Origin of the sequence: Streptomyces roseoverticillatus (assembly GCF_000719265.1) — a bacterium.
Taxonomy (GTDB): Bacteria; Actinomycetota; Actinomycetes; order Streptomycetales; family Streptomycetaceae; genus Streptomyces; species Streptomyces roseoverticillatus.
Genome location: NZ_JOFL01000016.1, coordinates 293,924 through 316,825, shown reverse-complemented (window position 1 = coordinate 316,825; position 22,902 = coordinate 293,924). Strand labels below are relative to the sequence as shown.

The 22,902-nt window shown below is 73.9% G+C and carries 23 protein-coding genes and 1 pseudogene; 14 read left to right on the top strand and 10 right to left on the bottom strand.

Annotated elements, in window-relative coordinates:
- Positions 1–31: 31 nt before the first annotated feature.
- Complete coding sequence (locus IF61_RS0120530) at positions 32–865, bottom strand: TIM barrel protein (RefSeq protein WP_030367924.1); 834 nt, start codon at positions 863–865, stop codon at positions 32–34.
- Between the two features lie 97 nt (positions 866–962).
- Between IF61_RS0120530 and IF61_RS0120525 the strand changes: the two genes are divergently transcribed.
- From IF61_RS0120525 to IF61_RS0120490, 8 genes and pseudogenes are all read left to right on the top strand, one after another.
- Positions 963–1,229: a hypothetical protein gene (locus IF61_RS0120525; RefSeq protein ID WP_078660375.1), complete on the top strand. Its 267-nt coding sequence runs from the start codon at positions 963–965 to the stop codon at positions 1,227–1,229.
- Positions 1,226–1,606 carry a helix-turn-helix domain-containing protein gene (locus IF61_RS0120520; protein ID WP_030367922.1) on the top strand — a complete coding sequence of 127 codons (381 nt, stop codon included), beginning with the start codon at positions 1,226–1,228 and terminating at the stop codon, positions 1,604–1,606. The genes IF61_RS0120525 and IF61_RS0120520 overlap by 4 nt, the downstream gene beginning before the upstream one ends.
- Positions 1,607–1,707: 101 nt before the next feature.
- Positions 1,708–2,238: pseudogene (uraD, locus tag IF61_RS0120515) on the top strand (2-oxo-4-hydroxy-4-carboxy-5-ureidoimidazoline decarboxylase); the annotation flags it as partial.
- A gap of 131 nt (positions 2,239–2,369) precedes the next feature.
- Positions 2,370–2,699, top strand: coding sequence for a hydroxyisourate hydrolase (gene uraH, locus IF61_RS0120510; RefSeq protein ID WP_030367920.1), 330 nt, complete (start codon positions 2,370–2,372; stop codon positions 2,697–2,699).
- An 8-nt stretch (positions 2,700–2,707) separates the two neighbouring features.
- Positions 2,708–3,610: a factor-independent urate hydroxylase gene (pucL, locus tag IF61_RS0120505; RefSeq protein ID WP_030367919.1), complete on the top strand. Its 903-nt coding sequence runs from the start codon at positions 2,708–2,710 to the stop codon at positions 3,608–3,610.
- A gap of 20 nt (positions 3,611–3,630) precedes the next feature.
- A complete protein-coding gene (locus tag IF61_RS0120500; protein ID WP_052392868.1) occupies positions 3,631–5,040 on the top strand; it encodes an 8-oxoguanine deaminase in 1,410 nt (469 codons plus the stop codon).
- A 173-nt stretch (positions 5,041–5,213) separates the two neighbouring features.
- Entirely contained in the window at positions 5,214–6,599 is a 1,386-nt protein-coding gene (locus IF61_RS0120495) for a nucleobase:cation symporter-2 family protein (protein ID WP_157848640.1), read from the top strand.
- Between the two features lie 130 nt (positions 6,600–6,729).
- Positions 6,730–8,262: a YfcC family protein gene (locus IF61_RS0120490; protein ID WP_043189866.1), complete on the top strand. Its 1,533-nt coding sequence runs from the start codon at positions 6,730–6,732 to the stop codon at positions 8,260–8,262.
- Positions 8,263–8,272: 10 nt separating this feature from the next.
- Here IF61_RS0120490 and aceB read toward each other — a convergent pair whose 3' ends face one another.
- Together aceB and IF61_RS0120480 are read right to left on the bottom strand one after the other, a co-directional pair.
- Positions 8,273–9,892: a malate synthase A gene (gene aceB, locus IF61_RS0120485; RefSeq protein WP_030367915.1), complete on the bottom strand. Its 1,620-nt coding sequence runs from the start codon at positions 9,890–9,892 to the stop codon at positions 8,273–8,275.
- 108 nt (positions 9,893–10,000) lie between these two features.
- A complete protein-coding gene (locus IF61_RS0120480; protein ID WP_030367914.1) occupies positions 10,001–10,639 on the bottom strand; it encodes a nucleotidyltransferase family protein in 639 nt (212 codons plus the stop codon).
- Positions 10,640–10,793: 154 nt separating this feature from the next.
- Here IF61_RS0120480 and IF61_RS0120475 point away from each other — a divergent pair, with 154 nt between their 5' ends.
- Positions 10,794–11,144 carry a DUF5955 family protein gene (locus tag IF61_RS0120475; protein ID WP_052392867.1) on the top strand — a complete coding sequence of 117 codons (351 nt, stop codon included), beginning with the start codon at positions 10,794–10,796 and terminating at the stop codon, positions 11,142–11,144.
- Between the two features lie 565 nt (positions 11,145–11,709).
- Here the strand turns inward: IF61_RS0120475 and IF61_RS0120470 are convergent.
- The gene (locus tag IF61_RS0120470) at positions 11,710–12,501 is read right to left on the bottom strand and encodes an IclR family transcriptional regulator (protein WP_030367912.1); all 792 of its coding nucleotides are present in this window, start codon (positions 12,499–12,501) and stop codon (positions 11,710–11,712) included.
- A 154-nt stretch (positions 12,502–12,655) separates the two neighbouring features.
- Here IF61_RS0120470 and allB point away from each other — a divergent pair, with 154 nt between their 5' ends.
- Positions 12,656–14,002 carry an allantoinase AllB gene (allB, locus tag IF61_RS0120465; protein ID WP_030367911.1) on the top strand — a complete coding sequence of 449 codons (1,347 nt, stop codon included), beginning with the start codon at positions 12,656–12,658 and terminating at the stop codon, positions 14,000–14,002.
- On the top strand, positions 13,999–15,204 hold the full coding sequence (alc, locus tag IF61_RS0120460) for an allantoicase (RefSeq protein WP_052392866.1): 1,206 nt from the start codon (positions 13,999–14,001) through the stop codon (positions 15,202–15,204). Before allB ends, alc begins: the two co-directional genes overlap by 4 nt.
- Here the strand turns inward: alc and IF61_RS0120455 are convergent.
- From IF61_RS0120455 to IF61_RS0120440, 4 genes are all read right to left on the bottom strand, one after another.
- On the bottom strand, positions 15,185–15,736 hold the full coding sequence (locus tag IF61_RS0120455) for a GNAT family N-acetyltransferase (protein WP_030367909.1): 552 nt from the start codon (positions 15,734–15,736) through the stop codon (positions 15,185–15,187). The two genes, alc and IF61_RS0120455, sit on opposite strands and share 20 nt — an antisense overlap.
- Before the next feature lie 9 nt (positions 15,737–15,745).
- Positions 15,746–16,417 carry a thiaminase II/PqqC family protein gene (locus IF61_RS0120450; protein ID WP_030367908.1) on the bottom strand — a complete coding sequence of 224 codons (672 nt, stop codon included), beginning with the start codon at positions 16,415–16,417 and terminating at the stop codon, positions 15,746–15,748.
- Positions 16,418–16,525: 108 nt separating this feature from the next.
- Positions 16,526–16,699: a DUF6126 family protein gene (locus tag IF61_RS35945; protein WP_157848639.1), complete on the bottom strand. Its 174-nt coding sequence runs from the start codon at positions 16,697–16,699 to the stop codon at positions 16,526–16,528.
- On the bottom strand, positions 16,696–17,322 hold the full coding sequence (locus tag IF61_RS0120440) for a helix-turn-helix domain-containing protein (protein WP_030367907.1): 627 nt from the start codon (positions 17,320–17,322) through the stop codon (positions 16,696–16,698). Before IF61_RS0120440 ends, IF61_RS35945 begins: the two co-directional genes overlap by 4 nt.
- Before the next feature lie 173 nt (positions 17,323–17,495).
- Between IF61_RS0120440 and IF61_RS0120435 the strand changes: the two genes are divergently transcribed.
- The 3 genes from IF61_RS0120435 to IF61_RS0120425 all read left to right on the top strand — a co-directional run bounded on the left by IF61_RS0120435 (position 17,496) and on the right by IF61_RS0120425 (position 21,255).
- The gene (locus tag IF61_RS0120435) at positions 17,496–17,942 is read left to right on the top strand and encodes a guanyl-specific ribonuclease (protein WP_030367906.1); all 447 of its coding nucleotides are present in this window, start codon (positions 17,496–17,498) and stop codon (positions 17,940–17,942) included.
- 116 nt (positions 17,943–18,058) lie between these two features.
- A complete protein-coding gene (locus IF61_RS0120430) occupies positions 18,059–19,855 on the top strand; it encodes a coagulation factor 5/8 type domain-containing protein (protein ID WP_078660359.1) in 1,797 nt (598 codons plus the stop codon).
- A 194-nt stretch (positions 19,856–20,049) separates the two neighbouring features.
- Positions 20,050–21,255, top strand: coding sequence for a cytochrome P450 family protein (locus IF61_RS0120425; protein WP_030367904.1), 1,206 nt, complete (start codon positions 20,050–20,052; stop codon positions 21,253–21,255).
- Positions 21,256–21,310: 55 nt separating this feature from the next.
- On the opposite strand, the gene IF61_RS0120420 is transcribed toward IF61_RS0120425, so the two are convergent.
- Both IF61_RS0120420 and IF61_RS0120415 read right to left on the bottom strand, forming a co-directional pair.
- The gene (locus IF61_RS0120420; protein WP_052392864.1) at positions 21,311–21,988 is read right to left on the bottom strand and encodes a DUF6875 domain-containing protein; all 678 of its coding nucleotides are present in this window, start codon (positions 21,986–21,988) and stop codon (positions 21,311–21,313) included.
- 125 nt (positions 21,989–22,113) lie between these two features.
- Positions 22,114–22,743 (bottom strand): LysE family translocator, encoded by a 630-nt coding sequence (locus IF61_RS0120415; RefSeq protein ID WP_157848638.1) that lies wholly within the window; start codon positions 22,741–22,743, stop codon positions 22,114–22,116.
- Positions 22,744–22,902 lie beyond the last annotated feature (159 nt).

Genomic DNA, 22,902 nt, shown 5'->3' with positions numbered 1-22,902 from the left:
ACGGCGGATTCCGGCGGTGCCGGACCGGCCGTCATCGCAACTCGTCCAACCAGCCGAAGGCATCCGCGCCGGGGGTCGCGCGATACTCCAGCCCCACCCACCCCGCATAGCCCGTCTCGTCGAGCCGCGACAGCAGGCCCGGGACGTCCAGGGCGCCGGAGCCCGGCGCGCCGCGCCCCGGCGCGTCCGCGAGCTGGACGTGGCCGCACGTCTTCCCGTACGCGGTGATCGCCGCGGCCACGTCCTCGCCCGCCGTCGCCAGGTGGTAAAGGTCCATCAGGAAGCGGGCGTTGCCGAGCCCGGTGGCCTCGTTGACCCGCTCCGCCAGCGCGACGGCCGCCGCCGACCCGGTCACCGGGTACGCGGGGGACTCGACGGGGTTGAGCGCCTCGATCAGCACCTGCGCGCCCACCCGGTCCGCCGCCTCCGCGGCCCGTACGAGGTTCTCCATCGCGAGCGCGTCCTGGGCCCGCGGATCCGCGCCCGCAACGCGGTTGCCGTACAGGGCGTTGAGCGCCGTGCACCCCAGCGAGGCCGCGAAGCCGGCCGCCACGCCGAGGTTGGCGCGGAAGCGGGCGGACTCCGCGCCGGGCACGGAGAGGGCGCCCCGGTCGGGACCGGGCAGCTGCCCGGCGTAGAAGTTCAGGCCCACCAGCCGCGTACCGGCGTCCTCCAACGCCCGGCGCAGGGCGTCGAGTTCACGTTCGGACGGGGTCGGCGTCGCGGGCCAGGGCCACCACATCTCGACGGCCTCGAAGCCCGCTGCGGCCGCGGCGGCGGGCCGTTCCAGGAGTGGCAGTCCGGTGAAGAGCATGGACAGGTTGACGGCGAAGCGGTGCCGGGGGAAGGGCGTCCTGTGAGGCATCCCGCATACCATCCTTCCGTATAACGGAAAATGTATTCTGCTGTACGGAAGCGTGCTGCCGTTCCCGCCGCCTGTCAAGGCGGGTAGGTTGACCGTCGTGCGATTGCGAGTGGAGTTCACGACCGAACCGTTCGACCTCGAACGGGTGCCGCCCCACGCCGAGGCCGCCCGGGACGCCCTGCAGGGCGCCGCCCTCGACGCCGTGGACGTCGGCCCCTTCGGGAATACCGCGGAGGGTGCCGGCGCCGCCGTGCTCGACGTCGTGCAGCAGGTGCTGAGCGCTTCGCTGGAGGCCGGTGCCACCCGGGTGTCGCTGCAGGTCAGCGTGGTCGGCGAGGACGGGCCGGCGGAGGGGGCGCCGTGACCGGGGAGGCGGCCGCCCACCCCTTCCGGGCGGCGGTGGCGCCCCTGGTCGACGCCATGGGCGGGGAGCTGATCGACCCGGAGCGCGCCGAGGACGGCGACGTGGTGCTGTCCTGGGAGGGCCGCGAGGTCGTCGCCGTCCGGCTGCCGCGCTTGTCGGCCTCGCTCGGCCACATGCTGGCCGATCTGGAACGCCGCCACGGCAGGCCCCTGGCCGAACTCGACCGCAGGACCAAGCAGTCGGTCGTGCGCGCGCTGGAGGAGCGCGGAGCCTTCTCCCTGCGGCACGGCGTGGAGACCGTGGCCGCGGCGCTCGGCGTCAGCCGCTTCACCATTTACAACTACCTGAACCGGGACGGCGGTTCCGGCAGCTCCTGAGCGACTTCGGCGACTTCTTCAACAAACTGTTGACGCGGCGTTCGCCGGGGCGTTAGCTATGCGCAGTCGTCAGCTTGCGCGGCCCGTCACCGCAGCCCGTCATGCAGCCCGTCACCGCCACGGAGGCGCCCGTGACTCCGAGCTCGCCGCCGGGACTCACCCGGTTCAACACCGCCGAGGAGGGCACGGCCCGCGCCGCCCTGCACGCGATCTGTGCCAGTCGTGCGTGGGCGGACGCGCTCCTCGCCCGGCGCCCCTACCTCGGCGCCGAAGCCCTCCTCACCGCGAGCGACGCCGCCACGGCCGCCCTCTCCGCGGCCGGCCTGGCCGAGGCCATGGCGGCGCACCCGCCCATCGGGCGCCCGGAACCCGGCGATCCGGCCTCCGCGCGCGAGCAGCGCGGCATGGCGCAGGCTCCGCCCGGGCTCCGGACCGAGATGCTCGGCCTCAACCTGGCCTACCAGCAGAAGTTCGGGCACGTCTTCCTGATCTGCGCCACCGGGCTCGACGCGGCACAGCTGCTCGACGCCGTCCGCGGACGGATCGGCAACACGCCGGAACGCGAACGAGAGATCGTGCGCACGGAACTCGGCAGGATCAACCGCATCAGACTGGCCCGGCTGATGGAGGATCCGGCGGACTCGTACGAGCCGGCTGATCCGTACGACGGGGTCGCCTCATACGACGGGGGCGGCCCGTACGACGGGGCCGTCACGAACAGCCCGTCCCACCCGCCCCGCCCCGGACAGGGAGGCCCCCGCCCGTGAACCCCAACGCCACCGTGTCCACGCACGTCCTGGACACCGCCGCCGGCCGCCCCGCCGAGGGCGTCGCCGTCGAACTCGCGGCGCGCAGCGGCGACGACGCGCCCTGGTCGGTGTGCGGCACCGCCGTGACGGACGCGGACGGGCGGTGCACCGGGCTCCCGGAGCCGCCGGAGGGGGCGGCGCACGTCCGGCTCCGGTTCGGCGTCGCGAAGCACACCGCGTTCTTCCCGGAGGTGGCCGTGGCCTTCGCGGTCGCCCCCGGCGAGCACCACCACGTACCGCTGCTGCTCAGTCCGTTCGGCTATTCCGTGTACCGAGGGAGCTAGCACTCACCATGCCCACCGTTCTCGGCCAGAACCAGTACGGCAAAGCCGAAACCCGCGTCGTCCGGGTCACCCGCGAAGGCCCCGTCCACCACATCAGGGACCTCAACGTCTCCATCGCCCTCTCCGGTGCCATGGACGACGTCCACACCCGGGGCTCCAACGCCGGCGTCCTGCCGACGGACACCACCAAGAACACCGTGTTCGCCTTCGCCAAGGAGCACGGCATAGCGTCCGCCGAGGAGTTCGCCGAGCGGCTGGCGCGCCACTTCGTCTCCCGGCAGGAGACGATCCACACCGCCCGGATCCGCGTCGAGGAGTACGGCTGGGACCGGATCCCGGCCGCCGGCGGCGCCGCGCACTCCTTCGTCCGCCGCGGTCAGGAGACCCGCACCGCGCAGGTCACCTACCACGGGGACGGCGAACGGTGGCAGGTCCTCTCCGGCCTCAAGGGCCTCGTCGTCATGAACACCACCGACTCCGAGTTCCACGGCTACGTCAAGGACCGCTACACCACCCTCCCCGAGACCCGCGACCGGATCCTCGCCACCGAGGTCAACGCCTGCTGGCGGCACGCCGCCCGGCCCGAGGGGGAGAAGCCGGGCTGGGACGCGTCCTACGAGCGGACGCGCGGCCACCTGCTGGCCGCCTTCGCAGGCACCTACTCCCTCTCCCTCCAGCAGACCCTCTACGCCATGGGCTCCCGCGTCGTCGACCAGGAGCCCGGCATCGACGAGATCCGCCTCTCGCTGCCCAACAAGCACCACTTCCTGGCCGATCTCCGCCCGTTCGGGCTCGACAACGACAACGAGGTGTACTTCGCGGCCGACCGCCCGTACGGCCTCATCGAGGCCACCGTCCTGCGCGACGGCGCCACGGCGGCCGTCCCGGTGGATCTGACGAACCTTCCCTGAACCGACAGCGAGGAATCACCGTGGCCGCACCCCCCGCAACGGCGTCCCGGAACGACGCCGGCACCGAACGCCTCGTCATCGAGAACTGCGCGATCGCCACCGTCGACGCCGACGACACCGAGTACGCCTCGGGCCACGTCGTCGTCGCCGGCAACCGCATCGAATCCGTCGGCCCCGGGCCCGCGCCCGCCGGGCTCGCCGGCGTCGTCCGGCGCGTCGACGGCACCGGCCACCTGGCCACGCCCGGCCTGGTCAACACCCACCACCACTTCTACCAGTGGATCACCCGCGGCCTCGCCCAGGACTGCAACCTCTTCGACTGGCTCGTCGCCCTCTACCCCGTCTGGGCCCGCATCGACGAACCCATGGTGTACGAGGCCGCGCGCGGCTCCCTCGCGATGATGGCCCGCGGCGGCGTCACCACCGCCATGGACCACCACTACGTCTTCCCCGAGGGCGCGGGCGACCTCCTCGGCGCCGAGATCCGCGCCGCCGGCGAGCTGGGCGTCCGCTTCCACCCCACGCGCGGCTCGATGGACCTCGGGGAGTCCGACGGCGGCCTGCCGCCGGACTTCGCGGTCGAGAGCACCGAGGCCGCGCTCGCCGCCACCGAGGAGGCCGTCGGCACCCACCACGACGCCGCGTTCGACTCCATGCTGCGGATCGGCGTCGCGCCCTGCTCCCCCTTCTCCGTCAGCACCGAGCTGCTGCGCGAGGCCGCCGGGCTGGCCCGCCGCAAGGGCGTGCGCCTGCACACGCACGGCGCCGAGACCGTCGAGGAGGAGCAGTACTGCAAGGAGAAGTTCGGCATGGGCCCCACGGACTACTTCGAGTCCACGGGCTGGCTCGGCGACGACGTGTGGATGGCCCACTGCATCCACATGGCCGACGCCGACATCGCCGCCTTCGCCCGTACGGGCACGGGCGTCGCCCACTGCCCCTCCTCCAACGCCCGGATCGCCGCCGGCACCGCCCGCGTGCCCGACCTGCTCCGGGCCGGCGTCCCCGTCGGCCTCGGCGTCGACGGCACCGCGTCCAACGAGTCCGGCGAACTCCACACTGAGCTGCGCAACGCGCTCCTCGTCCACCGGCTGGCCGGCGGCGAAAAGGCGCTGAACGTACGTCAGGCACTGCGGCTCGGCACGTACGGCGGCGCGCAGGTGCTCGGGCGGACGGACGGCATCGGCTCGCTGGAGCCCGGCAAACTCGCCGACCTGGTGCTGTGGAAGCTCGACGGCCTCGGCCACTCGACCATCGCCGACCCGGTCGCCGCGCTCGTCCTGGGCGCGCCCGCGCCCGTCACCCTCTCCCTGGTGAACGGCCGCCCGGTCGTCGAACACGGCCGGCTCCTCACCGCCGACGAGGACGACATCGCCCGTGGCGCCCGCGCGGAGGCGCGGCGCCTCGCCCGGATCGCCGGGGAGGACTGACGTCCCCCGGTCCACGCCCCCGGCCGAGGGGGACGGCCCTCGGCCGGGCCTGGTCCGCCCACCGGCGACTTGTCCGGCGGTGCCGAGCCCGCCCCAGGTGGTTCGGGTACCGCTGGGCTCCGCCGCGGGGGTTGGTCGCCGTCGCGGCGGTTTCAAAGCGAAGGAGGCACGCCGTGGCCGCAGACGACGTCCAAGCCACCCGCACCGCCCGTACCGCACGCACCGCCGCAGGCGCCCCGCACCCCGTCGACGAGGTGCTCCGGCCGGGCCGGCTGCTGGCCGGTGGGCTGCAGCACGTCGCCGCGAGCTACGCCGGCGTCGTCGCCCCGCCGCTGGTCCTCGCCGCGGCCGTCGGTCTGCCGCCGGCGGAGACGGCCTTCCTCGTCGGAGCGGCCCTCTTCACGGCGGGCATCGCGACCCTGCTCCAGACGATCGGGTTCTGGAAGGTGGGGGCGAGGATGCCGTTCGTCAACGGTGTGTCCTTCGCGGGGGTCGCGCCGATGACCGCGATCGTCGGCACGCAGGCCGACAAGAGGGACGCGCTCCCCGTCATCTTCGGCGCCGTGATGGTGGCCGGGGCACTGGGCTTCCTCCTCGCGCCCTGGTTCTGCAGGCTCGTCCGTTTCTTCCCGCCGCTGGTGAGCGGCACCGTCATCACCTTGATAGGCCTCACCCTGCTGCCGGTGGCGTTCGGCTGGATACAGGGCGGCACCCCGGACCGCCCGGCCTCGCCGACGGGCCTGGGCCTGGCCGCGGCCACGCTCGCGATCGTGCTCGTCCTGCGCCGCGTCCTGCGCGGCTTCCTGCGGCAGATCGCGATCCTGCTGGGCCTGGTCGCCGGCACCCTGATCGCGATACCGGCCGGGGCGGTCGACTTCGGCCCGGTCGAGCACGCCGGCCCCGTCGGCTTCCCGACCCCGTTCCATTTCGGCGCCCCGCACTTCACGCTGTCCGCGATCGTGTCGATGTGCGTGCTGATGCTGGTCTGCATGACGGAGAGCACCGCCGACATGCTCGCGCTCGGGCAGGTCGTCGGTCGCCCGGCGGACGAGCGGACCATCGCGGCGGGCCTGCGCGCCGACACGCTCGGCACGGCCGTCAGCCCGTTCTTCAACGGCTTCGCCAACAGCGCCTTCGCGCAGAACATCGGCCTGGTGGCGATCACCCGGGTGCGCAGCCGCTACGTGGTGGCCGCGTGCGGGGCGATGTTCGTCGTGCTCGGTCTGAGCCCCGCGTTCGCGTCCCTCATCGCGGTCGTGCCGCGGCCGGTGCTCGGCGGGGCGGGCATCGTGCTGTTCGGGACGGTGGCGGCCAGCGGCATCCAGGTGCTGCTGGGGGCGGGCCTGGACCGGGGCGACAACCTGCTGGTGGCGGCGGCCTCGCTGGGCGTCGGCATGATCCCGGTGGTCTCGCGGACGTTCTACGACGGCGCGGGCGTTCCCGAGACGCTGCGGACGCTCCTGGACTCGGGGGTGAGCGCGGGGTGCCTGACGGCGGTGCTGCTGAACCTCGCGTTCAACCACGTGGGCAGGCGCGGCGGCCGGCGGCGCGGCAGCTAGAGGCCCGCACCACCGGAGACGTGGCGGACAGCGGCACGGTGGTCAGAGGCGTGGCGGCTAGGGAGTGTCCCCGCATTTCGCAACAATAGGGGCAAAGTGACTCACCCTCAGTGCGGAGAGGGGCCCCGTCGTGGACGCCGAAGCCGAGAACGCAGCAGCCGGCGGCCCCGGAGCGCCGGACGGGCGCCGCCGCTTCGTCTTCCCCAGCGCGCTGACCGTCCTCGCGGCCGTCACCGTCGCCGTCTGGATCCTCACCTTCGTCATCCCCTCCGGCGCGTACGAGCGCAGCGCCGACGGCCGCCCCCTGCAGGGCACCTATCACCAGGAGCCGGCGCCCGGCGGCTTCGTGCACCGGCTCGGCGACCTGTTCCTCGCCCCCGTCAACGGCCTCTACGGAGTGCGCGACACGGCCACCGGCGAGGTGGCGCCCGACGCGACCGGCGCGCTCTACGGCGCTGCCGCCGTCTTCCTCTTCGTCCTCGCGATCGGCGCGTTCATCACGGTCGTCTTCGCCACCGGCGCCCTGGACCGCGGCATCGAGCGCCTCGCCCACCGGCTGCGCACCCGCGGCGCCCTGCTGATCGCGGGCGTCATGGCTGTCTTCTCGCTGCTCGGCACCGTCGAGGGCTTCGCCGAGGAGACCCTGGGCTTCTACGGGCTGATCGTGCCCCTGATGCTCGCCCTCGGCTACGACCGCATGGTCGCCACCGGCGCGATCATCCTCGGCGCGGGCGTCGGCGTGCTCGCCTCGACCGTGAACCCGTTCGCCACGGGCGTGGCCTCCGCGGCCGCCGGCATCTCACTGGGGGACGGCATCGCGCTGCGCTTCGCGATGTGGATCGTCCTCACGGCCGTCACCATCGGCTACGTCCTGCGGTACGCGCGCCGGGTGCGCACCGCCCCGGACCGCTCCCTGACCGGATTCCTGCCGGGGGACCGGGAGCTGGCGGCGGAGGCCGCCGCGGAGCCCCCGGAGCTGACGCGGCTGCAGAAGCTCGTGCTCGTGGCGGTGATCCTGGTCTTCGCCTTCATGATCTTCTCGGTCATCCCGTGGGCGAGCGCGCTCACCGGCAAGGCCGACGCCACGCCGTACGGCTGGGAGCTGGGCTGGTCCTTCGCCCAGCTCGCGGCGCTGTTCATCGTCGCCGCCGTGCTGATCGGGCTGCTGGCCCGGCTGGGGGAGCAGCGGCTGAGCGCCACTCTCGTGCAGGGCGCGGCGGACTTCATCGCCCCCGCACTGGTGATCGTCCTCGCCCGTGGCGTCACCGTCATCATGACCAACGCGAAGATCATCGACACGGTGCTGCACGCCGTGGAGAGCACGGTGTCGGGCACACCGGCCGCGGTCTTCGCGATCCTCGTCTACGTCGTCAACCTGCCGCTGGCCTTCCTGATCCCCTCGACCTCGGGTCACGCCACGCTCGCCATGCCCGTCCTGGCCCCGCTCGCGGACTTCGCCGGTGTCTCGCGCGCCGTGGTGGTCACGGCCTGGCAGTCCGCGAGCGGGGTGATGAACCTGTGGGTGCCGACGACCGCCGTCGTCATGGGCGGCGTGGCGCTGGCGAAGGTCGGCTACGACAAGTACTTGCGCTTCGTCTGGCCGCTGCTGGTGCTCCTGTCGGTGCTGATCTGCGGTTTCGTGGCGCTGGGCGCCCTGATGTGAGAGGCGGCAGTCAGCCGGTCAGCAGCTCGTAGGCGGGCAGGGTGAGGAACTCCGCGTAGTCCTCGTCCAGGGCCACCTTCAGCAGCAGGTCGTGGGCCTGCTGCCAGCGGCCCGCCGCGTAGGCCTCCTCGCCCAGCTCGGAGCGGATCGCGGCGAGTTCCTCGGCGGCGACCGCGCGCACGAGCCCGGCCGTGACCTTCTCGCCGTTGTCGAGGACGACGCCGGCGGCGGTCCACTGCCAGATCTGCGAGCGGGAGATCTCGGCGGTCGCCGCGTCCTCCATCAGGTTGAAGATGGCGACCGCGCCGAGGCCGCGCAGCCACGCCTCGATGTAACGGGTGCCGACGGCCACGGCGTTGCGCAGGCCCGCGAAGGTCGGGCGGGCCTCCAGCGAGTCCACGGCGATGAGCTGATCGGCCGTCACGTCGACGTCCTCGCGCAGCCGGTCCTTCTGGTGCGGGCGGTCGCCGAGGACCGCGTCGAAGGAGGCGCGGGCGACGGGCACGAGGTCGGGGTGGGCGACCCAGGAGCCGTCGAAGCCGTCGCGCGCCTCGCGGTCCTTGTCCGCCTTGACCTTCTCGAAGGCCGCCTCGTTGACCGCGGGGTCCTTGCGGGAGGGGATGAACGCGGCCATCCCGCCGATCGCGTGCGCACCGCGCTTGTGGCACGTGCGCACCAGCAGCTCGGTGTAGGCGCGCATGAACGGTGCCGTCATCGTCACGGCGTTGCGGTCGGGCAGGACGAAGCGGGGGCCGCCGTCGCGGAAGTTCTTGATGATCGAGAAGAGGTAGTCCCAGCGGCCGGCGTTGAGGCCCGAGGCGTGCTCGCGGAGCTCGTAGAGGATCTCCTCCATCTCGTACGCGGCGGTGATCGTCTCGATCAGCACGGTGGCGCGGACGGTGCCCCGGGGCAGGCCCGCGTACTCCTGCGCGAAGACGAAGACGTCGTTCCAGAGGCGGGCCTCCAGGTGCGACTCGGTCTTGGGGAGGTAGAAGTACGGGCCCTTGCCGAGGGCGAGCAGCCGGTGGGCGTTGTGGAAGAAGTACAGGCCGAAGTCGACCAGCGCGCCGGGCACGGCACGGCCGTCGACGGTCACGTGGCGCTCGTCCAGGTGCCAGCCGCGGGGGCGCACGACGACGGTCGCGAGCTCCTCGGCGGGCCGCAGGGCGTAGTGCTTGCCCCGGGCGTCGGTGAAGTCGATGCGCCGCTCGAACGCGTCGATCAGGTTCAGCTGGCCCAGGACGACGTTCTCCCAGGTGGGCGCCGAGGCGTCCTCGAAGTCCGCGAGCCAGACGCGGGCACCGGAGTTGAGGGCGTTGACGGTCATCTTGCGGTCCGTCGGCCCGGTGATCTCCACCCGGCGGTCCTCCAGGGCGGGCGGGGCGGGCGCGACGCGCCAGGACGGGTCCTCGCGGACGGCGGCCGTCCCGGGCAGGAAGTCCAGCCGGCCCGTACGGGCGATCCCGGCCCTGCGGTCGGCCCGGCGGGCGAGGAGCTCGTCGCGGCGGGGGGTGAACCGGCGGTGCAGCTCGGCGACGAACGCGAGCGCGGGCCGCGTGAGGACCTCCTCCTGCCGCTCCAGCGGCCGGGCGGCGACGGTGGCCGGCGAGGACGGAGCGGGTGCGGACATGGGCGGTCACTCCCTCGGTACGACGGCACGGGGTGCCGTGACGATGGTCTTTTTCGGAGAGTAGTTTCCTTATCGCGGAAGTTCAATGGGGCGGGTGGGCCCGCAGTGTCAGCGCGGCCGGCTCAGCAGGCCGAGATCCTCCGGCACGTCGACGTCCTGCGGATCGGCGACGTCCGCACACTCCACGAGCGTGACGGCGGAGGCGTGCGCCCGGAGGTACGCGCGGGCGCCGCGGTCACCGCCGGCCGCGCGGGCCACGCCCTCCCAGTGCTCGCGCGCGAACAGCACCGGATGGCCGCGCTCGCCCCCGTACGAGGCCGCGGCCAGTCCGGCGCCCGCGCGGTGGGCGGCCAGCAGGCGGGACGCCGCGGCGGCGCCCACGCCCGGCTGGTCGACGAGCGAGACGAGGACCGCCCCGGCGTCCGTCGCGGCGAGCGCCGCGAGGCCCGCGCGCAGGGACGAACCCATGCCGTCCGGCCAGCGGGGGTTGTCCACCAAGGTGCAGTGGGCGAGATCGGCGTGTACGCGCACCTCCGCGGCGGCCGCGCCCAGCACCACGTACACCGGCGCGCAGCCGCCGTCGGACAGGGCCCGCGCCGCGTGCTCCACGAGCGGGCGGCCGCGGAAGCCGAGCAGGGCCTTGGGGCGCCCGCCCAGGCGCCTTCCGCCGCCCGCGGCGAGCAGCAGGCCCGCGACGGGCCTGTGCGGAACCGGCGTGCCGGGCGCGCTGTTCGTGGTAGGTGTCATGGCCCCTGCATATCGCATCGTTGACGGCGGTGGGGCGGACGGCGGCCCATCACCCGTGCGTGCGACGCCCGGACCTGATTTCGCTGAGCGTATGGCGCTCTGTACGGAAAGTGGCGTTAACTGATCCGCGCGAGCGCGTGGGAGGGGGAGTGCCGTGGCGGAAGGCGCCGTAGTGGTGGACGAGCAGCGGGCGGGCCGCGTGGCCGAGGATCCGAGGGTGAGCGAGCTGCGGGAAGCGGTCTCCCGCCTCCGCCGGGCGCTCGCGGCCCACCCCGCGCCGTTACCCGACCGCGATGCGGCCGAGGAGGAGCTCGCGGCGCTCGACGCGATGGCCCGCGCGGGCGGCCCCGAGCTCTCGCGCCTGCGGCGGTCCTTGCTGCTGGTGGCCGGGGCGGTGGGATCGGTGAGCGCCCTGTCCCCGTCCCTGGCAGCCGTCCACCAGGCGGTCGACAACTTCGCGCCCCCGGCGGACGACGGTGTCCCGCCCCCGCGGGAGGGCGAGTAGAGGTACGGCGCCGGGCCGGCCCGTTCCCTCCGCCGCGGCCGTTTCGGCGGTGCCGTACTGCGGTGGGTTCGGCACCGCCGGGCTATGCCGCGGTGGTGGCGCGCCGCGGTGGCGGAGGAGGGGTGCGGTGCCGTACCGCCGTCCGGTCGGAACCGGTGCACGGGGACGTGCCGGGCTGGCATATTCCTTCCGCCGCGACGGCGATCAGCCGCCGTCGGCCGTTCCGGCGGTGCCGTACTTCCGTGGGCGCGCCACCGCCGGGCTACGCCGCGGTGGTGGCGCGCCGCGGCGGCGGAGGAGGGGTGCGGTGCCGTACCGCCGTCCGGTCGGAACCGGTGCACGGGGACGTGCCAGGCCGGCACATTCCTTCCGCCGCGCCAGCGATCAGGCACCGCCGGTGCCCGCCGCTGTGGCCGCGCGCCGCGGCGGCGGAAGAAGGGGGCGCGGTGCCGTCGGCACAGAAGCGTGCCGGTCCGGCACATTCCCCCCGCCGCTACGGCGATCAGCCGCCGTCAACCTGTCCGGCGGTGCCGGAACCACAGGGCTCCGGACGTCCGGGAAACCCTCAGGCGGAGCCGGCCGCCGCGCCGGCGAGGTCCGCCGAGAGGGCCGTGGCGACCTCCTTCAGGAGGGGGACGATCCGCTCCGTGGCCGCGTCGGTGACCCGGCCCGCGGGGCCGGAGATGGAGATGGCCGCCACCGTGGGGGAGTCCGGCACCGGCACCGCCAGGCACCGCACCCCGATCTCCTGCTCGTTGTCGTCCACCGCGTAGCCGTGCTCGCGCACGCGCCCCAGCGCCTCCAAGAAGCCCTCGGGCGTGGTGATGGTCTTCTCGGTCGCGGCCGGCATGCCCGTACGGGCGAGGATCGAGCGCACCTCGTCGTCGGGGCTCTGCGCCAGCAGCGCCTTGCCCACGCCGGTGGTGTGCGGCAGCACGCGCCGCCCCACCTCGGTGAACATCCGCACGGAGTGCCGCGAGGGCACCTGGGCGACGTAGACGACCTCGTCGCCGTCGAGCAGCGCCATGTTCGCCGTCTCGCCGGTCTCCTCGACCAGCCGCGCCAGGTGCGGCCGGGCCCACGTGCCCAGCAGCCGGGAGGCGCTCTCGCCGAGCCGGATCAGCCGCGGCCCGAGCGCGTACCGCCGGTTGGGCTGCTGGCGGACGTACCCGCAGGCGACGAGCGTGCGCATGAGCCGGTGGATCGTCGGCAGCGGCAGCCCGCTGCTCGTGGCGAGCTCGCTCAGCCCGACCTCGCCGCCCGCGTCGGCCATCCGCTCCAGCAGGTCGAAGGCGCGCTCCAGGGACTGGACGCCTCCACTGGGAGAGGGGGTGCGGGGCTCGGCGGACGGGGGCACGGCGGGTCCTTTCGGCTACGGGGTGGGAGCAGCCTACCGGGCTCCCACCGCGCCGCTCCGCCGCCGGAGGTCTTGACGGGTGAGGGGAGCGACAGAAGACTGCCCCCACGCTGTTCAACAGAACGTTGAATTTCCGGGAGGGGGCGTGTCCGGCATGTCCACGGGAACGCTGGTCCTGCGTTCGACACGCGTCGTCACCCCGGAGGGCACCCGCCCGGCCGCCGTCACCGTCACCGGCGGCACGATCACGGCCGTCCGCCCGTACGGGGCCGCCCCGCCGCCCGGCGCGGCCGTGACGGACTTAGGTGACGACGCCCTGCTCCCCGGTCTGGTCGACACTCACGTGCACGTGAACGACCCCGGCCGCACCGCCTGGGAGGGCTTCCGCACGGCGACGCGCGCCGCCGCGGCCGGCGGCGTCACCACGCTCCTCGACATGCCGCTCAACAGCATCCCGCCCACGACCACCGTCGCCCACCTGCGGGTGAAGCAGGGCGTGGCCCGCCCCGCGGCCCACGTCGACGTCGGCTTCTGGGGCGGCGCCCTGCCCTCGAACACGGCGGACCTGCGCCCCCTGCACGACGCGGGCGTCTTCGGTTTCAAGGCGTTCCTGTCGCCGTCGGGCGTCGACGAGTTCCCCGCCCTCGCCCCGGCCTGCCTGGAGACCGCTGCGGCCCGCATCGCCGCGCTGGGCGGCCTGCTGATCGTGCACGCCGAGGACCCCGCCCGCCTGGAGCGCGCCCCGCAGCGCGGCGGCCCCCGCTACGCCGACTTCCTCGCCTCCCGGCCCCGCGCCGCCGAGAACGAGGCCGTGGACCGGCTCGTCTCCGTGTCGCGGCGCCTGGGCACCCGCGTGCACATCCTGCACCTGTCGTCCTCGGACGCCCTCCCCGCGATCGCTGCGGCGAAGGCGGACGGCGTGCCCGTCACCGCGGAGACCTGCCCGCACTTCCTGACGCTGACCGCCGAGGAAGTCCCCGACGGGGCCACCGAGTTCAAGTGCTGCCCACCGATCCGGGAGGCCGCGAACCAGGACGCCCTGTGGGCGGCCCTGGCCGACGGGACGCTCGACTGCGTCGTCTCCGACCACTCGCCCTGCACCACCGACCTCAAGGTCCCCGACTTCGGCGCCGCCTGGGGCGGCATCTCGTCCCTCCAACTCGGTCTCCCAGCGATCTGGACCGCGGCCCGCCGCCGCGGGCACACCCTCGCCGACGTTGCCCGATGGATGTCCGCCGGCCCCGCCGCCCTCGCGGGCCTGCACCGCAAGGGCGCCGTCGAGCCCGGCCGCGACGCCGACTTCACCGTCCTCGACCCCGAGGCGGCCTTCACCGTCGACCCGGCCGCCCTCCACCACCGCAACCACGTCACCGCCTACGCCGGCCGCACCCTCCACGGCGTCGTACGGTCCACCTGGCTACGCGGCCGCAGGATCGCCCACGACGGCGCCCTCGCCGAGCCGCCCGCCGGCCTCCTCCTCGAAAGGCAGAGCAGCGCATGACCGGCACCCCGGACAACGGCTCCGGCGGCATACCCGCCTTCATAGGCGGCGCCGCACCGTACGCGGGCGGTGATCCGTATGCCGACTACCGCTCCGCAAACCTCCCCTTCACCCATCTCCCCGACCTCGCCGACCGCCGTCTCGGCGGCAGCGTCGTCGCCGCCAACGACGAGTTCTTCGCCGACCGCGAGAATCTCCTCACTCCCGCCCCCGCGCACTTCGACCCCCACCTGTTCGGCCACAAGGGCAAGATCATGGACGGCTGGGAGACGCGCCGCAGACGCGGTGCCGACGCCGCTCACCCGCATCCGGCCGACGGCGACCACGACTGGGCGCTCATCCGCCTCGGCGCCCCCGGGGTGATCCGCGGCGTCGTGGTCGACACCGCCCACTTCCGCGGCAACCACCCGCAGTCCGTGTCCGTCGAGGCCGCCTGCCTGCCGGGCACCCCCTCGCCCGGCGAACTGCTCGCCGACGGGGTGACGTGGACGGTCCTCGTGCCGCGCACCCCCGTCGGCGGCCACGCGGCCAACGGCTTCGCCGTGCACGCCCAGGAGCGCTTCACCCATCTGAGGCTGTGCCAGTACCCCGACGGGGGCATCGCCCGGCTCAGAGTGCACGGCGAGGTGCGCCCCGACCCGGCCTGGCTCGCCGCCGTCGGCACCTTCGACCTCGCCGCGCTGGAGAACGGCGGCCGCCCCGAGGACGCCTCGGACCGCTTCTACTCGCCCCCGCTCAACAGCGTCCTGCCGGGGCGGTCGCAGAAGATGGACGACGGCTGGGAGACGCGCCGCCGCCGCGACGAAGGGCACGACTGGGTCCGCTACCGCCTCACCGGGCAGGCCGTCCTGCGCGCCTTGGAGATCGACACCGGCTGCTACAAGGGCAACGCCGCGGGCTGGGCCGAGGTGTCCGTCCTGGACGCCGCCACCGGCGCCGACCCGGCCGGTCCCGCCGCCGGCTGGACGGTGGTCCTGCCCCGCACCCGCCTCCAGCCCGACACCGTGCACCGCTTCCCCCTGGAGGGCGCCCCGGTGGCGACGCACGTGCGCGTCGACATCCACCCGGACGGCGGCGTGGCCCGGCTGCGCGTGCACGGCTCGCTGACGGAGGCGGGAGCACGGAGCCTGGACGCGCCGGGCCCGGACATACGGAGCCTCGGGACGGACGGCGCGCGGGGCCTCAGAGCGGACGGCTCATGAACAAGGCGGTCTCGCCCTCCGACGCCGTCCCCCGGTAGAGGGACGTGTCCAGGCCGCACAGCGCGAAGCCCATGCGGCGGTAGACCCGTACGGCCGGTGCGTTGACGTTCGTGACCTCCAGCCAGGCGGTACGGGCGCCGAGCTTCCGGCCGTGGGCCAGGCCGCGCTCCATGAGGGCGGGGCCGATGCCGCGGCCGCGGTGCCCGGGCGCCACCCGGAGGTCGGCGATCACCAGCCGGTGGTTCCACTCCGAGAGGGTGAGGCTGATGGCGCCGCACAGGGCGTCACCGGCGCGGGCCACGATGACGTGGGCGTCCTCGCCGCCTTCCTCGACTCCCTCGTCCTCGGCCGGGTACACCTTGCGCAGGGGCGGGTCTACGGGCGTCTCCAGGAGCCGGAACCCCTCCTCCGACGCGGTCACGTCGAGGACGGTCGCCGTCGTGAAGGAGTTGTCGATCGCCTCGGCCCCGGTGCGCTCACCGGGGAGCGCGGGGCGGTACACGACGGCGGCGGCAGCTGCGGATCCGGGCATGCGTTCAACCTACATCGAGCGGTCTCCGCCGAGCGCGTCCCAGAACATCAACTCGTAGGCCTGGAGCAGCCGTCCGTAGCGACGGGCCAGCGGCTCGGACAGCCGGCCGCCCTCCAGGCCGGCGGTCACGGCCGCGACGGCCCGCTCCTCCAGCTCGGGCGCGGGGCCCGCGAAGAAGTCGAAGAAGCCGCACGCGGGGTTGTCGAAGCCGTAGTGCTCGCGCAGGGCCGCGCCGACCGCGGCGCAGTAGCCGCCCCACGCCGCGAAGTTGGCGGTCAGGGCGACGACGACGTCGACGGGCTCCGCGCCGAGCGCGAGCCACGCCGCGTACGAGGGGTAGGCCTGGCAGCCGGGGCGGGGCTCGTGGGCGCGGACCGCCTCCTCGTCCAGCCCGCACGCGGCCGTCAGCGGCCCGAGCAGGCTCAGGGCCAGGTCCTCGCCTTGGGTGAGGGACTCGAAGAAGCCCGCCACGGCCGGGTCCGAGGCGGCCGCGCGCCCGGCGAGGTGCGCGAAGCTGCGGCGGTCGCTCGTGATGACCTGGTGCTGCTCCAGCGCGAAGGCGGCGAACACCTCCCGCGGGGCCTCGCCGGCGGCGATCCGCGGGACGAGCCGGTTGGCGCCCTCGGCGGGCGCGAGACCCCGCACCGCGTCCGCCAGCACTTCCTGGGCCGTACGGGTCATCGCTCCGCCTTCCCGGCCCGGGACGGGCCCTGTGCCGACACCCACCGCGATCGTAGCGTCGGACAACGCCCGGATTCCGCAGGAATCGGCACATGGCGGGACGGAGGGTCAGCCTCCGGCGAGGAAGAAGAGGAGGAACAGGAAGGCCGCGAAGAAGTGGACGGCCACGAGGTAGATGACGACCCGGACGGTCATCCCCATGGGGGCCCGGTCCTCTTCGTCCATACGCTTTCCGGTGTGTGCGGATGCGTCCGTCACGGTGTGGTGCACGGCGTCGTTCACGGCATTCCCCTCCGGGTGGGTGCTGCGCCCCCGAGGCACAGCTCGGTCGCGCCGCTCTGCAGCAGCGTGTGCATGAACAGCAGGTCGGCCCCGCCGCGCGACGCGGCGGCGATGCGGTGCGGGGTGAGCGAGTCGAAGTGGGCGGCGTCGCCGGGGTCCAGGAGGTGGGTGCTCCCGCCCAGCGTGAGGCGCAGCCGCCCGCCGGTGACGTACAGCCACTCCTCGCCCGGGTGGACGCGGACCAGCTCGGCCTGGCCGCCCGCCTCCGGCGGCACGTGCAGCCGCAGGGCCTGCATGGCGCGGCCCGAGCCGCCGGCCCGCCAGTACGTCCAGCCCCCGGCGAGCTGCGGCTCCATGTGGCTCGCGCGCACGATGGGGTCGCGCTCCGGCGCCGCCTCGCCCAGCAGGTCGGATACCGTCGTTCCGTAGGTGCGGGCCAGGGCGAGCAGCATCGGCAGCGACGGCGTCCGCCGGCCGGTCTCCAGCCGGGACAGGTGGGCGGGGGACAGGCCGACGCGGGCGGCGGCGGCCTCCAGGGTCAGCCCGCTGCGCGTGCGCAGGTCACGCAGGCGGGGAGCCACCGTGGGCAGGTCGGCCGCGGGCTCGTCGGGCAGCGGTGTCATGCTTCCGGTATAGGACCGGCCCTGCCCTAAAGGCAAAAGTTTTGCCTATGAGGCAAAGGGGTCGCGTGGAGGCAAAGATTCCGCCGGGCCGGACGGCGCCTCCGGTTAACAGCTGGAAAACAGTGCGGATTGTCATTGACATGACATGCGCTACGCGCGTCATGCTGGGCGTCATGAAGTCAACCCCCCATCGCACGTCGCGTTTTGCCCGTACGGCCGTTCTCGCCGCACTGGCCTCGGCCCTGTTCGCCGGCGGCACGGCCGTCGCCGCGCCCCTCACCGCCCAGGCGGCCCCCACGGCCGCCACCGTCCAGGCCCCGGCCGTCATGAAGGCCACCGGCAGCGTCTGCAAGTCCGGTCTGCCCTCCCAGGCCGACGACACCCTGCGCCTGATCGACGCGGGCGGCCCCTTCCCGTACCCGAAGGACGGCACCGTCTTCTCCAACCGCGAGGGCGTCCTGCCCAAGCAGTCCTCGGGCTACTACCACGAGTACACGGTCAAGACCCCCGGCTCGCCCGACCGCGGCGCCCGCCGCATCGTCGCCGGCCAGAGGGACCACGAGGACTACTACACCGGCGACCACTACGCGACGTTCAACCTGATCGACTTCACCTGCTGATCAGGCGTCACCCAAGCGCCATCCGGGCGGAATCCGCCCGCACGGCGTCTCCTCACGCTCGGAAACGAGTTGACCCGGTCACCGGGCAGCCGACCGACGCGTGAGGAGACCGGCCCTTGTCCAGAACCCGGCCCTTGCCGAGAACCCGGCCCGCGGGGTGCCGAGCCCGCCTCGGCACCGCCGCCCTCGCCGCCGCGGTCACCGCCTGCCTCGCCCTCGGCTGCGCCCCGGAGCGACCGCCCGCACCGCTCGCCGCACCTGCCGCGCCCGGCGCCCCCGACCTCGGACCGGGGGTCCACGTCTTCGACCCGTCGATGCCCCGGCAGCGGATCCAGCGCACGCTGGACGAGGTCTTCCGGCGCCAGGAGGGCGCCCAGTTCGGCCGCGGCCGCGAGGCGCTGCTCTTCAAGCCGGGCACCTACGACGCGGACGTCAACGTCGGCTTCTACACCCAGGTCGCGGGCCTGGGCCTGCGCCCCGACGACGTCACCGTCAGGGGCGCGGTACACGCCGAGGCCGACTGGCTGCGGGGCAACGCGACGCAGAACTTCTGGCGCGCGGCCGAGAACCTCTCCGTGACCCCCGCCTCCGGCACCGACCGCTGGGCCGTCTCCCAGGCCGCCCCGTACCGCCGCGTGCACCTGCGCGGCGACCTCCGCCTGGACGACGGCGGCTGGTCCAGCGGCGGCTTCATCGCCGACTCGCTGATCGACGGGAAGGTGCTCTCCGGAACCCAGCAGCAGTGGCTCACGCGGAACAGCGAGCTTCGCGGCGGCTGGTCGGGCGCCACCTGGAACATGGTGTTCGCCGGGGTCCGCAACGCCCCGCCGACGACCTTCCCCGACCCGCCCCGCACCAGCGTCGGCCAGACCCCTGTCGTGCGCGAGAAGCCCTTCCTGTACGTCGACCGGTCGGGCGGCTACCGCGTCTTCGTCCCCGCCCTCCGCAGGGCCGCGCAGGGCACCACGTGGTCCGGCGGGGCCGTGCCGCCCGGCAGCTCCCGCCCGCTCGGCCGCTTCTTCGTCGTCCGCCCCGGCACCGCCGCCGCCCGCATCAACCACGCGCTCGCGGCCGGCAAGGACCTGCTGATCACGCCCGGGGTGCACCACCTGGACCGGCCGCTGCGCGTCACCCGCCCCGGCACCGTCGTCCTCGGCCTCGGGCTCGCCACGCTCGTCCCCGACCGCGGCACCGCCGCCCTGACCGTCGCCGACGTCGACGGCGTGCGCATCGCCGGCCTGCTGGCCGACGCGGGCCCGGCGGCCTCGCCCGCGCTGATGGAGATCGGCCCGCCCGGCGCCCGGCGGCGCCACGCCGCCGACCCCGTCTCGCTGCACGACGTCTCCTTCCGCGTGGGCGGCGCCGGCCCCGCACGGGCCGTAAGGAGCCTCGTGGTGCACAGCTCGGACGTCATCGGCGACAACCTGTGGCTGTGGCGGGCCGACCACGGCAGCGGCGTCGGATGGGCCGTCAACCCCGCGGCCGAGGGGCTCGTCGTCGACGGCCGGGACGTCACCATGTACGGGCTCTTCGTGGAGCACTACCAACGGGACCAGGTCCTCTGGAACGGCGACGGCGGCCGTACCTACTTCTTCCAGAACGAGCTGCCCTACGACCCGCCCGGCCGCGCCGCCTGGAGCGAGGGCGGCAGCGCGGGCAGGCCCGCCTACCGGGTCGCCCCGTCCGTGACCCGGCACGAGGCCTGGGGCCTGGGCAGCTACTGCCACTTCACCTCCGCGACCGGCCTCGCGACCGACCACGCCTTCGAGGCGCCGCGCCGCCCCGGCGTGCGGCTGCACAGCATGGTCGCCGTCTCGCTCGGCGGCGACTGCGCCTACCGCCACGTCGCCGGCGGCAGCGGGGGCCCGGCCGACGCCGGGACCAGGGTCGCCACGCTCCGCTCCTGGCCGTGAGGGACGGCTGGGGCGCGACGTCCGGGACAGCGACGCTTGGTGGGGCGCGACGTCCAGGACAGCGACGTCCAGGACAGCGATGCCCGGAACAGCGACGCCTGGGACATCCGTTCCGAACTGCTGTCCGGAAATCGCCCTTGAGTCGATCACTCTCCGTCAATCATCATGATCTTTCCGGAGCGAGGGGAAACATCATGGCAGTGGCCGGAGCAGGGGCAGTCGTCGATCTCGCGGCAATGGGGGAGGAGTTCGCCCGGCACCCGCACCGCGTCTACGCCGAACTGCGCGTGAGAGGCCCCGTGCACCGGGTGCGCATGCCCGAGGGGGCCGAGGCCTGGCTCGTCGTCGGCTACGACGAGGTGCGCGCCGCGCTCAACGACCCCCGGCTGACGAAGGAGTGGGCGAAGGCCTCCTCGGACATCAGCCTGATCCGGGCCTCCGCCGGGCCGAACATGCTGGTCCAGGACGCACCGGACCACACCCGGCTGCGCAAGCTCGTCGCCAAGGAGTTCACGCCGCGGCGCGTCGAGGAGATGGCGCCCCGCGTGCGGCAGATGACGGACGAGCTGCTCGACGCCATGCTGGCCGCGCCCGGCCGCCGCGCCGACCTGGTGGAGGCCCTGTCCTTCCCGCTGCCCATGGGCGTCATCTGCGACCTGCTCGGCGTGCCGTCCCTCGACCGCGAGGCCTTCCGCCACTGGTCGAACACCGCCCTCGGCGCGGGGCCGGCCGAGGAGAAGGCGGTCGTTTCCCGCGAGGTCACCGCCTACCTGAGCGCGCTCATCGCCGCCAAGCGGCAGGAGCCCGGTGACGATCTGATGAGCGCCTTGATCAGCGCCGCGGACGAGGAAGGCGACCGGCTCTCGCCCGAGGAGCTCCTCGGCACGGCGTGGCTGCTTCTCGTCGCCGGCCACGAGACGACCGTGAATCTGATCTCGAACGGCGTCCTCGCGCTCCTGCAGCACCCCGACCAGCTGGCTGCCCTGCGGGCCGACCCCGGCCTGCTGGACAACGCCGTCGAGGAGATGCTGCGCTACGACGGGCCGCTGGAGACCCCCACGTACCGCTTCACCACCGAGCCGATCGAGATCGGCGGCACGCTCATACCCGGCGGGGGCGAGCTCGTGCTGCCCGTGCTGGCCGACGCCGACCGGGATCCGGCCCGCTTCCCGGACGCCGGGCGGTTCGACATCCGGCGCGACGCCCGCGGCCACGTGGCCTTCGGGCACGGCATCCACTACTGCCTCGGCGCGCCGCTGGCCCGGCTGGAGGCCCGGATCGCCATCAGCTCCCTGCTGGAGCGCTGCCCGGAGCTCGCCCTGGACGCCCATCCGGACGCCCTCACCTGGCGCGACGGCCTCCTCATCCGGGGCCCGCACCGGCTGCCGGTCCGCTTCTGAGCCGGATCCGGACCCGGGCCGGTCCCGAAGGGGACCCCGCACCTTCCGGGCCGGCTCACTCCGGCGACGGGTGCCCCAGCTCGTCGCGGGCGTGTTCGAGCTCGGCGCGGGCCCGCTCCCTGGTGCCGGTGCTCGCGCCCGTCTGGTGCCGCAGGAAGGACTCGACGAAGCCCGCGCGCCGGGCGGGCGGGTAGCGTCGCTCGGTGAGGAACGGCAGGTCGTTGCCGACCATGCTGCGGGCGACGAGCAGCGGGACGTCGCTGTGCAGCGGGCGGAAGCCGGGGTTGTGCAGCCCCGGCCCCGGGTGCCCGGGGTAGAACTCCCCGAGCATCAGCCCGTCGGCCACGAATTCCGGCTTGAGGCGGTCGTGGATGCGGACGACGCTCGCCGCGGCCGTCCCCGGCAGGACGAGGACGACGGTCTTGTCGATGGTGTGCTGGCCGCTGCGCGGCTCCATGGCCAGCCAGTGCGCCTTGAGCGCGGCGACGGCGGCCACGAGCCCCTCCTCGTCGCGCACGGGCGGATCGGCGAGGGCGAAGCGGACCAGCCCGAGCCGCTGCGCGAGCGGGACGAACGGGCAGACCGCGCCGCGGCGGCCGAGGTCGGGGTGGGGCCGGGCGACGTGCCCGGATATCCAGTCGGCAACGGGCCCGAGCAGCTCGTGGGCGGTGGCCTCCTGCCGGTCGTGCAGCCGGATGCGGTCGAGGTCCGCCGCTGCCTTTCCGTGGTTCATGGGTGGTTCCCCCCGGTCACGGTGTCTGATGACCGGAAGAACCGCGGGAGCACGAGCGAGGTTGAGAAAAATAGGCGAAGTACCTTGATTGTGGCGTTACCGGACAGTCGTCGTGACCGGAACGACTACGCCATCAGTGCCGAGCCGAACTCCGCCAGGAGGAGGGCGGAGGCCGCCAGCAGCAGTACGCCGGCGCCGCCGAGCAGCATCCGGTAGCCGCGGGTGCTGATCCGGTGCCGGGCCCGGGAGACCACGACCGCCAGCGCGGCCTTGCTGCCGACCAGCAGCCCGTAGAAGCCGAAGAGGAAGCCGCCGGCGCCGGGCGGGCCGTCGCGCCAGGCGGCCACGAGCAGGGGCGCCCCCGTCGTCAGCCAGAACATCCACGGATGCGGGCTGAGCAGGTTGACCAGCGCGCCCTGCCACAGCGTCCGCCGTGCTCGGAGCCGGGCCTCCGTGCTGTCGTGCGCCTCGGGCACCTCGGCCGTCCGGGCCTCGCGCAGCGTCGTAACGGCCAGCCAGACGAGGAAGAGCCCGCCCAGCACGCCGCCCGCCGCGATCGCCCGCTCGGGCAGCACGGCGAGTACGGTCACCGACAGCACGATCACGGGCAGGTCGGTGAGCAGCGGGACGGCCGCCACCCGCAGCCCGACGCCGAGCCCCCCGCGCAGGGTCCCGGACAGCACCAGCGCGAGCAGCGGGCCCGGGCTGATCCCCGCGCTGAAGCCGAGCGCCACCCCCAGAGCCAGCTCTTCCACGGCGCCGCCCATCTCCCCTCACCCGCCTGCACACGAGGCATGGGTGAAAACAGTAGATATGTTGAGATTTCAGTCCTGCCACCTGTATTGCGCAAGACGCATGCTAGGAGCATCGGGTTGACGGTGCGGTCACTCGTATCGGTAACGCCGGATACACAC

What these genes read in the sequence shown, in the direction of transcription:
- IF61_RS0120480 (WP_030367914.1), bottom strand. Translation starts at nt 10,639, where the DNA reads ATGACACCTACCACGAACAGCGCGCCCGGCACGCCGGTTCCGCACAGG.
- IF61_RS0120450 (WP_030367908.1), bottom strand. Translation starts at nt 16,417, where the DNA reads ATGACCCGTACGGCCCAGGAAGTGCTGGCGGACGCGGTGCGGGGTCTC.
- IF61_RS0120435 (WP_030367906.1), top strand. Translation starts at nt 17,496, where the DNA reads ATGAAGTCAACCCCCCATCGCACGTCGCGTTTTGCCCGTACGGCCGTT.
- IF61_RS0120425 (WP_030367904.1), top strand. Translation starts at nt 20,050, where the DNA reads ATGGCAGTGGCCGGAGCAGGGGCAGTCGTCGATCTCGCGGCAATGGGG.
- pucL (WP_030367919.1), top strand. Translation starts at nt 2,708, where the DNA reads ATGCCCACCGTTCTCGGCCAGAACCAGTACGGCAAAGCCGAAACCCGC.
- IF61_RS0120530 (WP_030367924.1), bottom strand. Translation starts at nt 865, where the DNA reads ATGCCTCACAGGACGCCCTTCCCCCGGCACCGCTTCGCCGTCAACCTG.
- IF61_RS0120455 (WP_030367909.1), bottom strand. Translation starts at nt 15,736, where the DNA reads ATGCCCGGATCCGCAGCTGCCGCCGCCGTCGTGTACCGCCCCGCGCTC.
- IF61_RS0120440 (WP_030367907.1), bottom strand. Translation starts at nt 17,322, where the DNA reads ATGACACCGCTGCCCGACGAGCCCGCGGCCGACCTGCCCACGGTGGCT.
- IF61_RS0120420 (WP_052392864.1), bottom strand. Translation starts at nt 21,988, where the DNA reads ATGAACCACGGAAAGGCAGCGGCGGACCTCGACCGCATCCGGCTGCAC.
- aceB (WP_030367915.1), bottom strand. Translation starts at nt 9,892, where the DNA reads ATGTCCGCACCCGCTCCGTCCTCGCCGGCCACCGTCGCCGCCCGGCCG.
- allB (WP_030367911.1), top strand. Translation starts at nt 12,656, where the DNA reads ATGTCCACGGGAACGCTGGTCCTGCGTTCGACACGCGTCGTCACCCCG.
- alc (WP_052392866.1), top strand. Translation starts at nt 13,999, where the DNA reads ATGACCGGCACCCCGGACAACGGCTCCGGCGGCATACCCGCCTTCATA.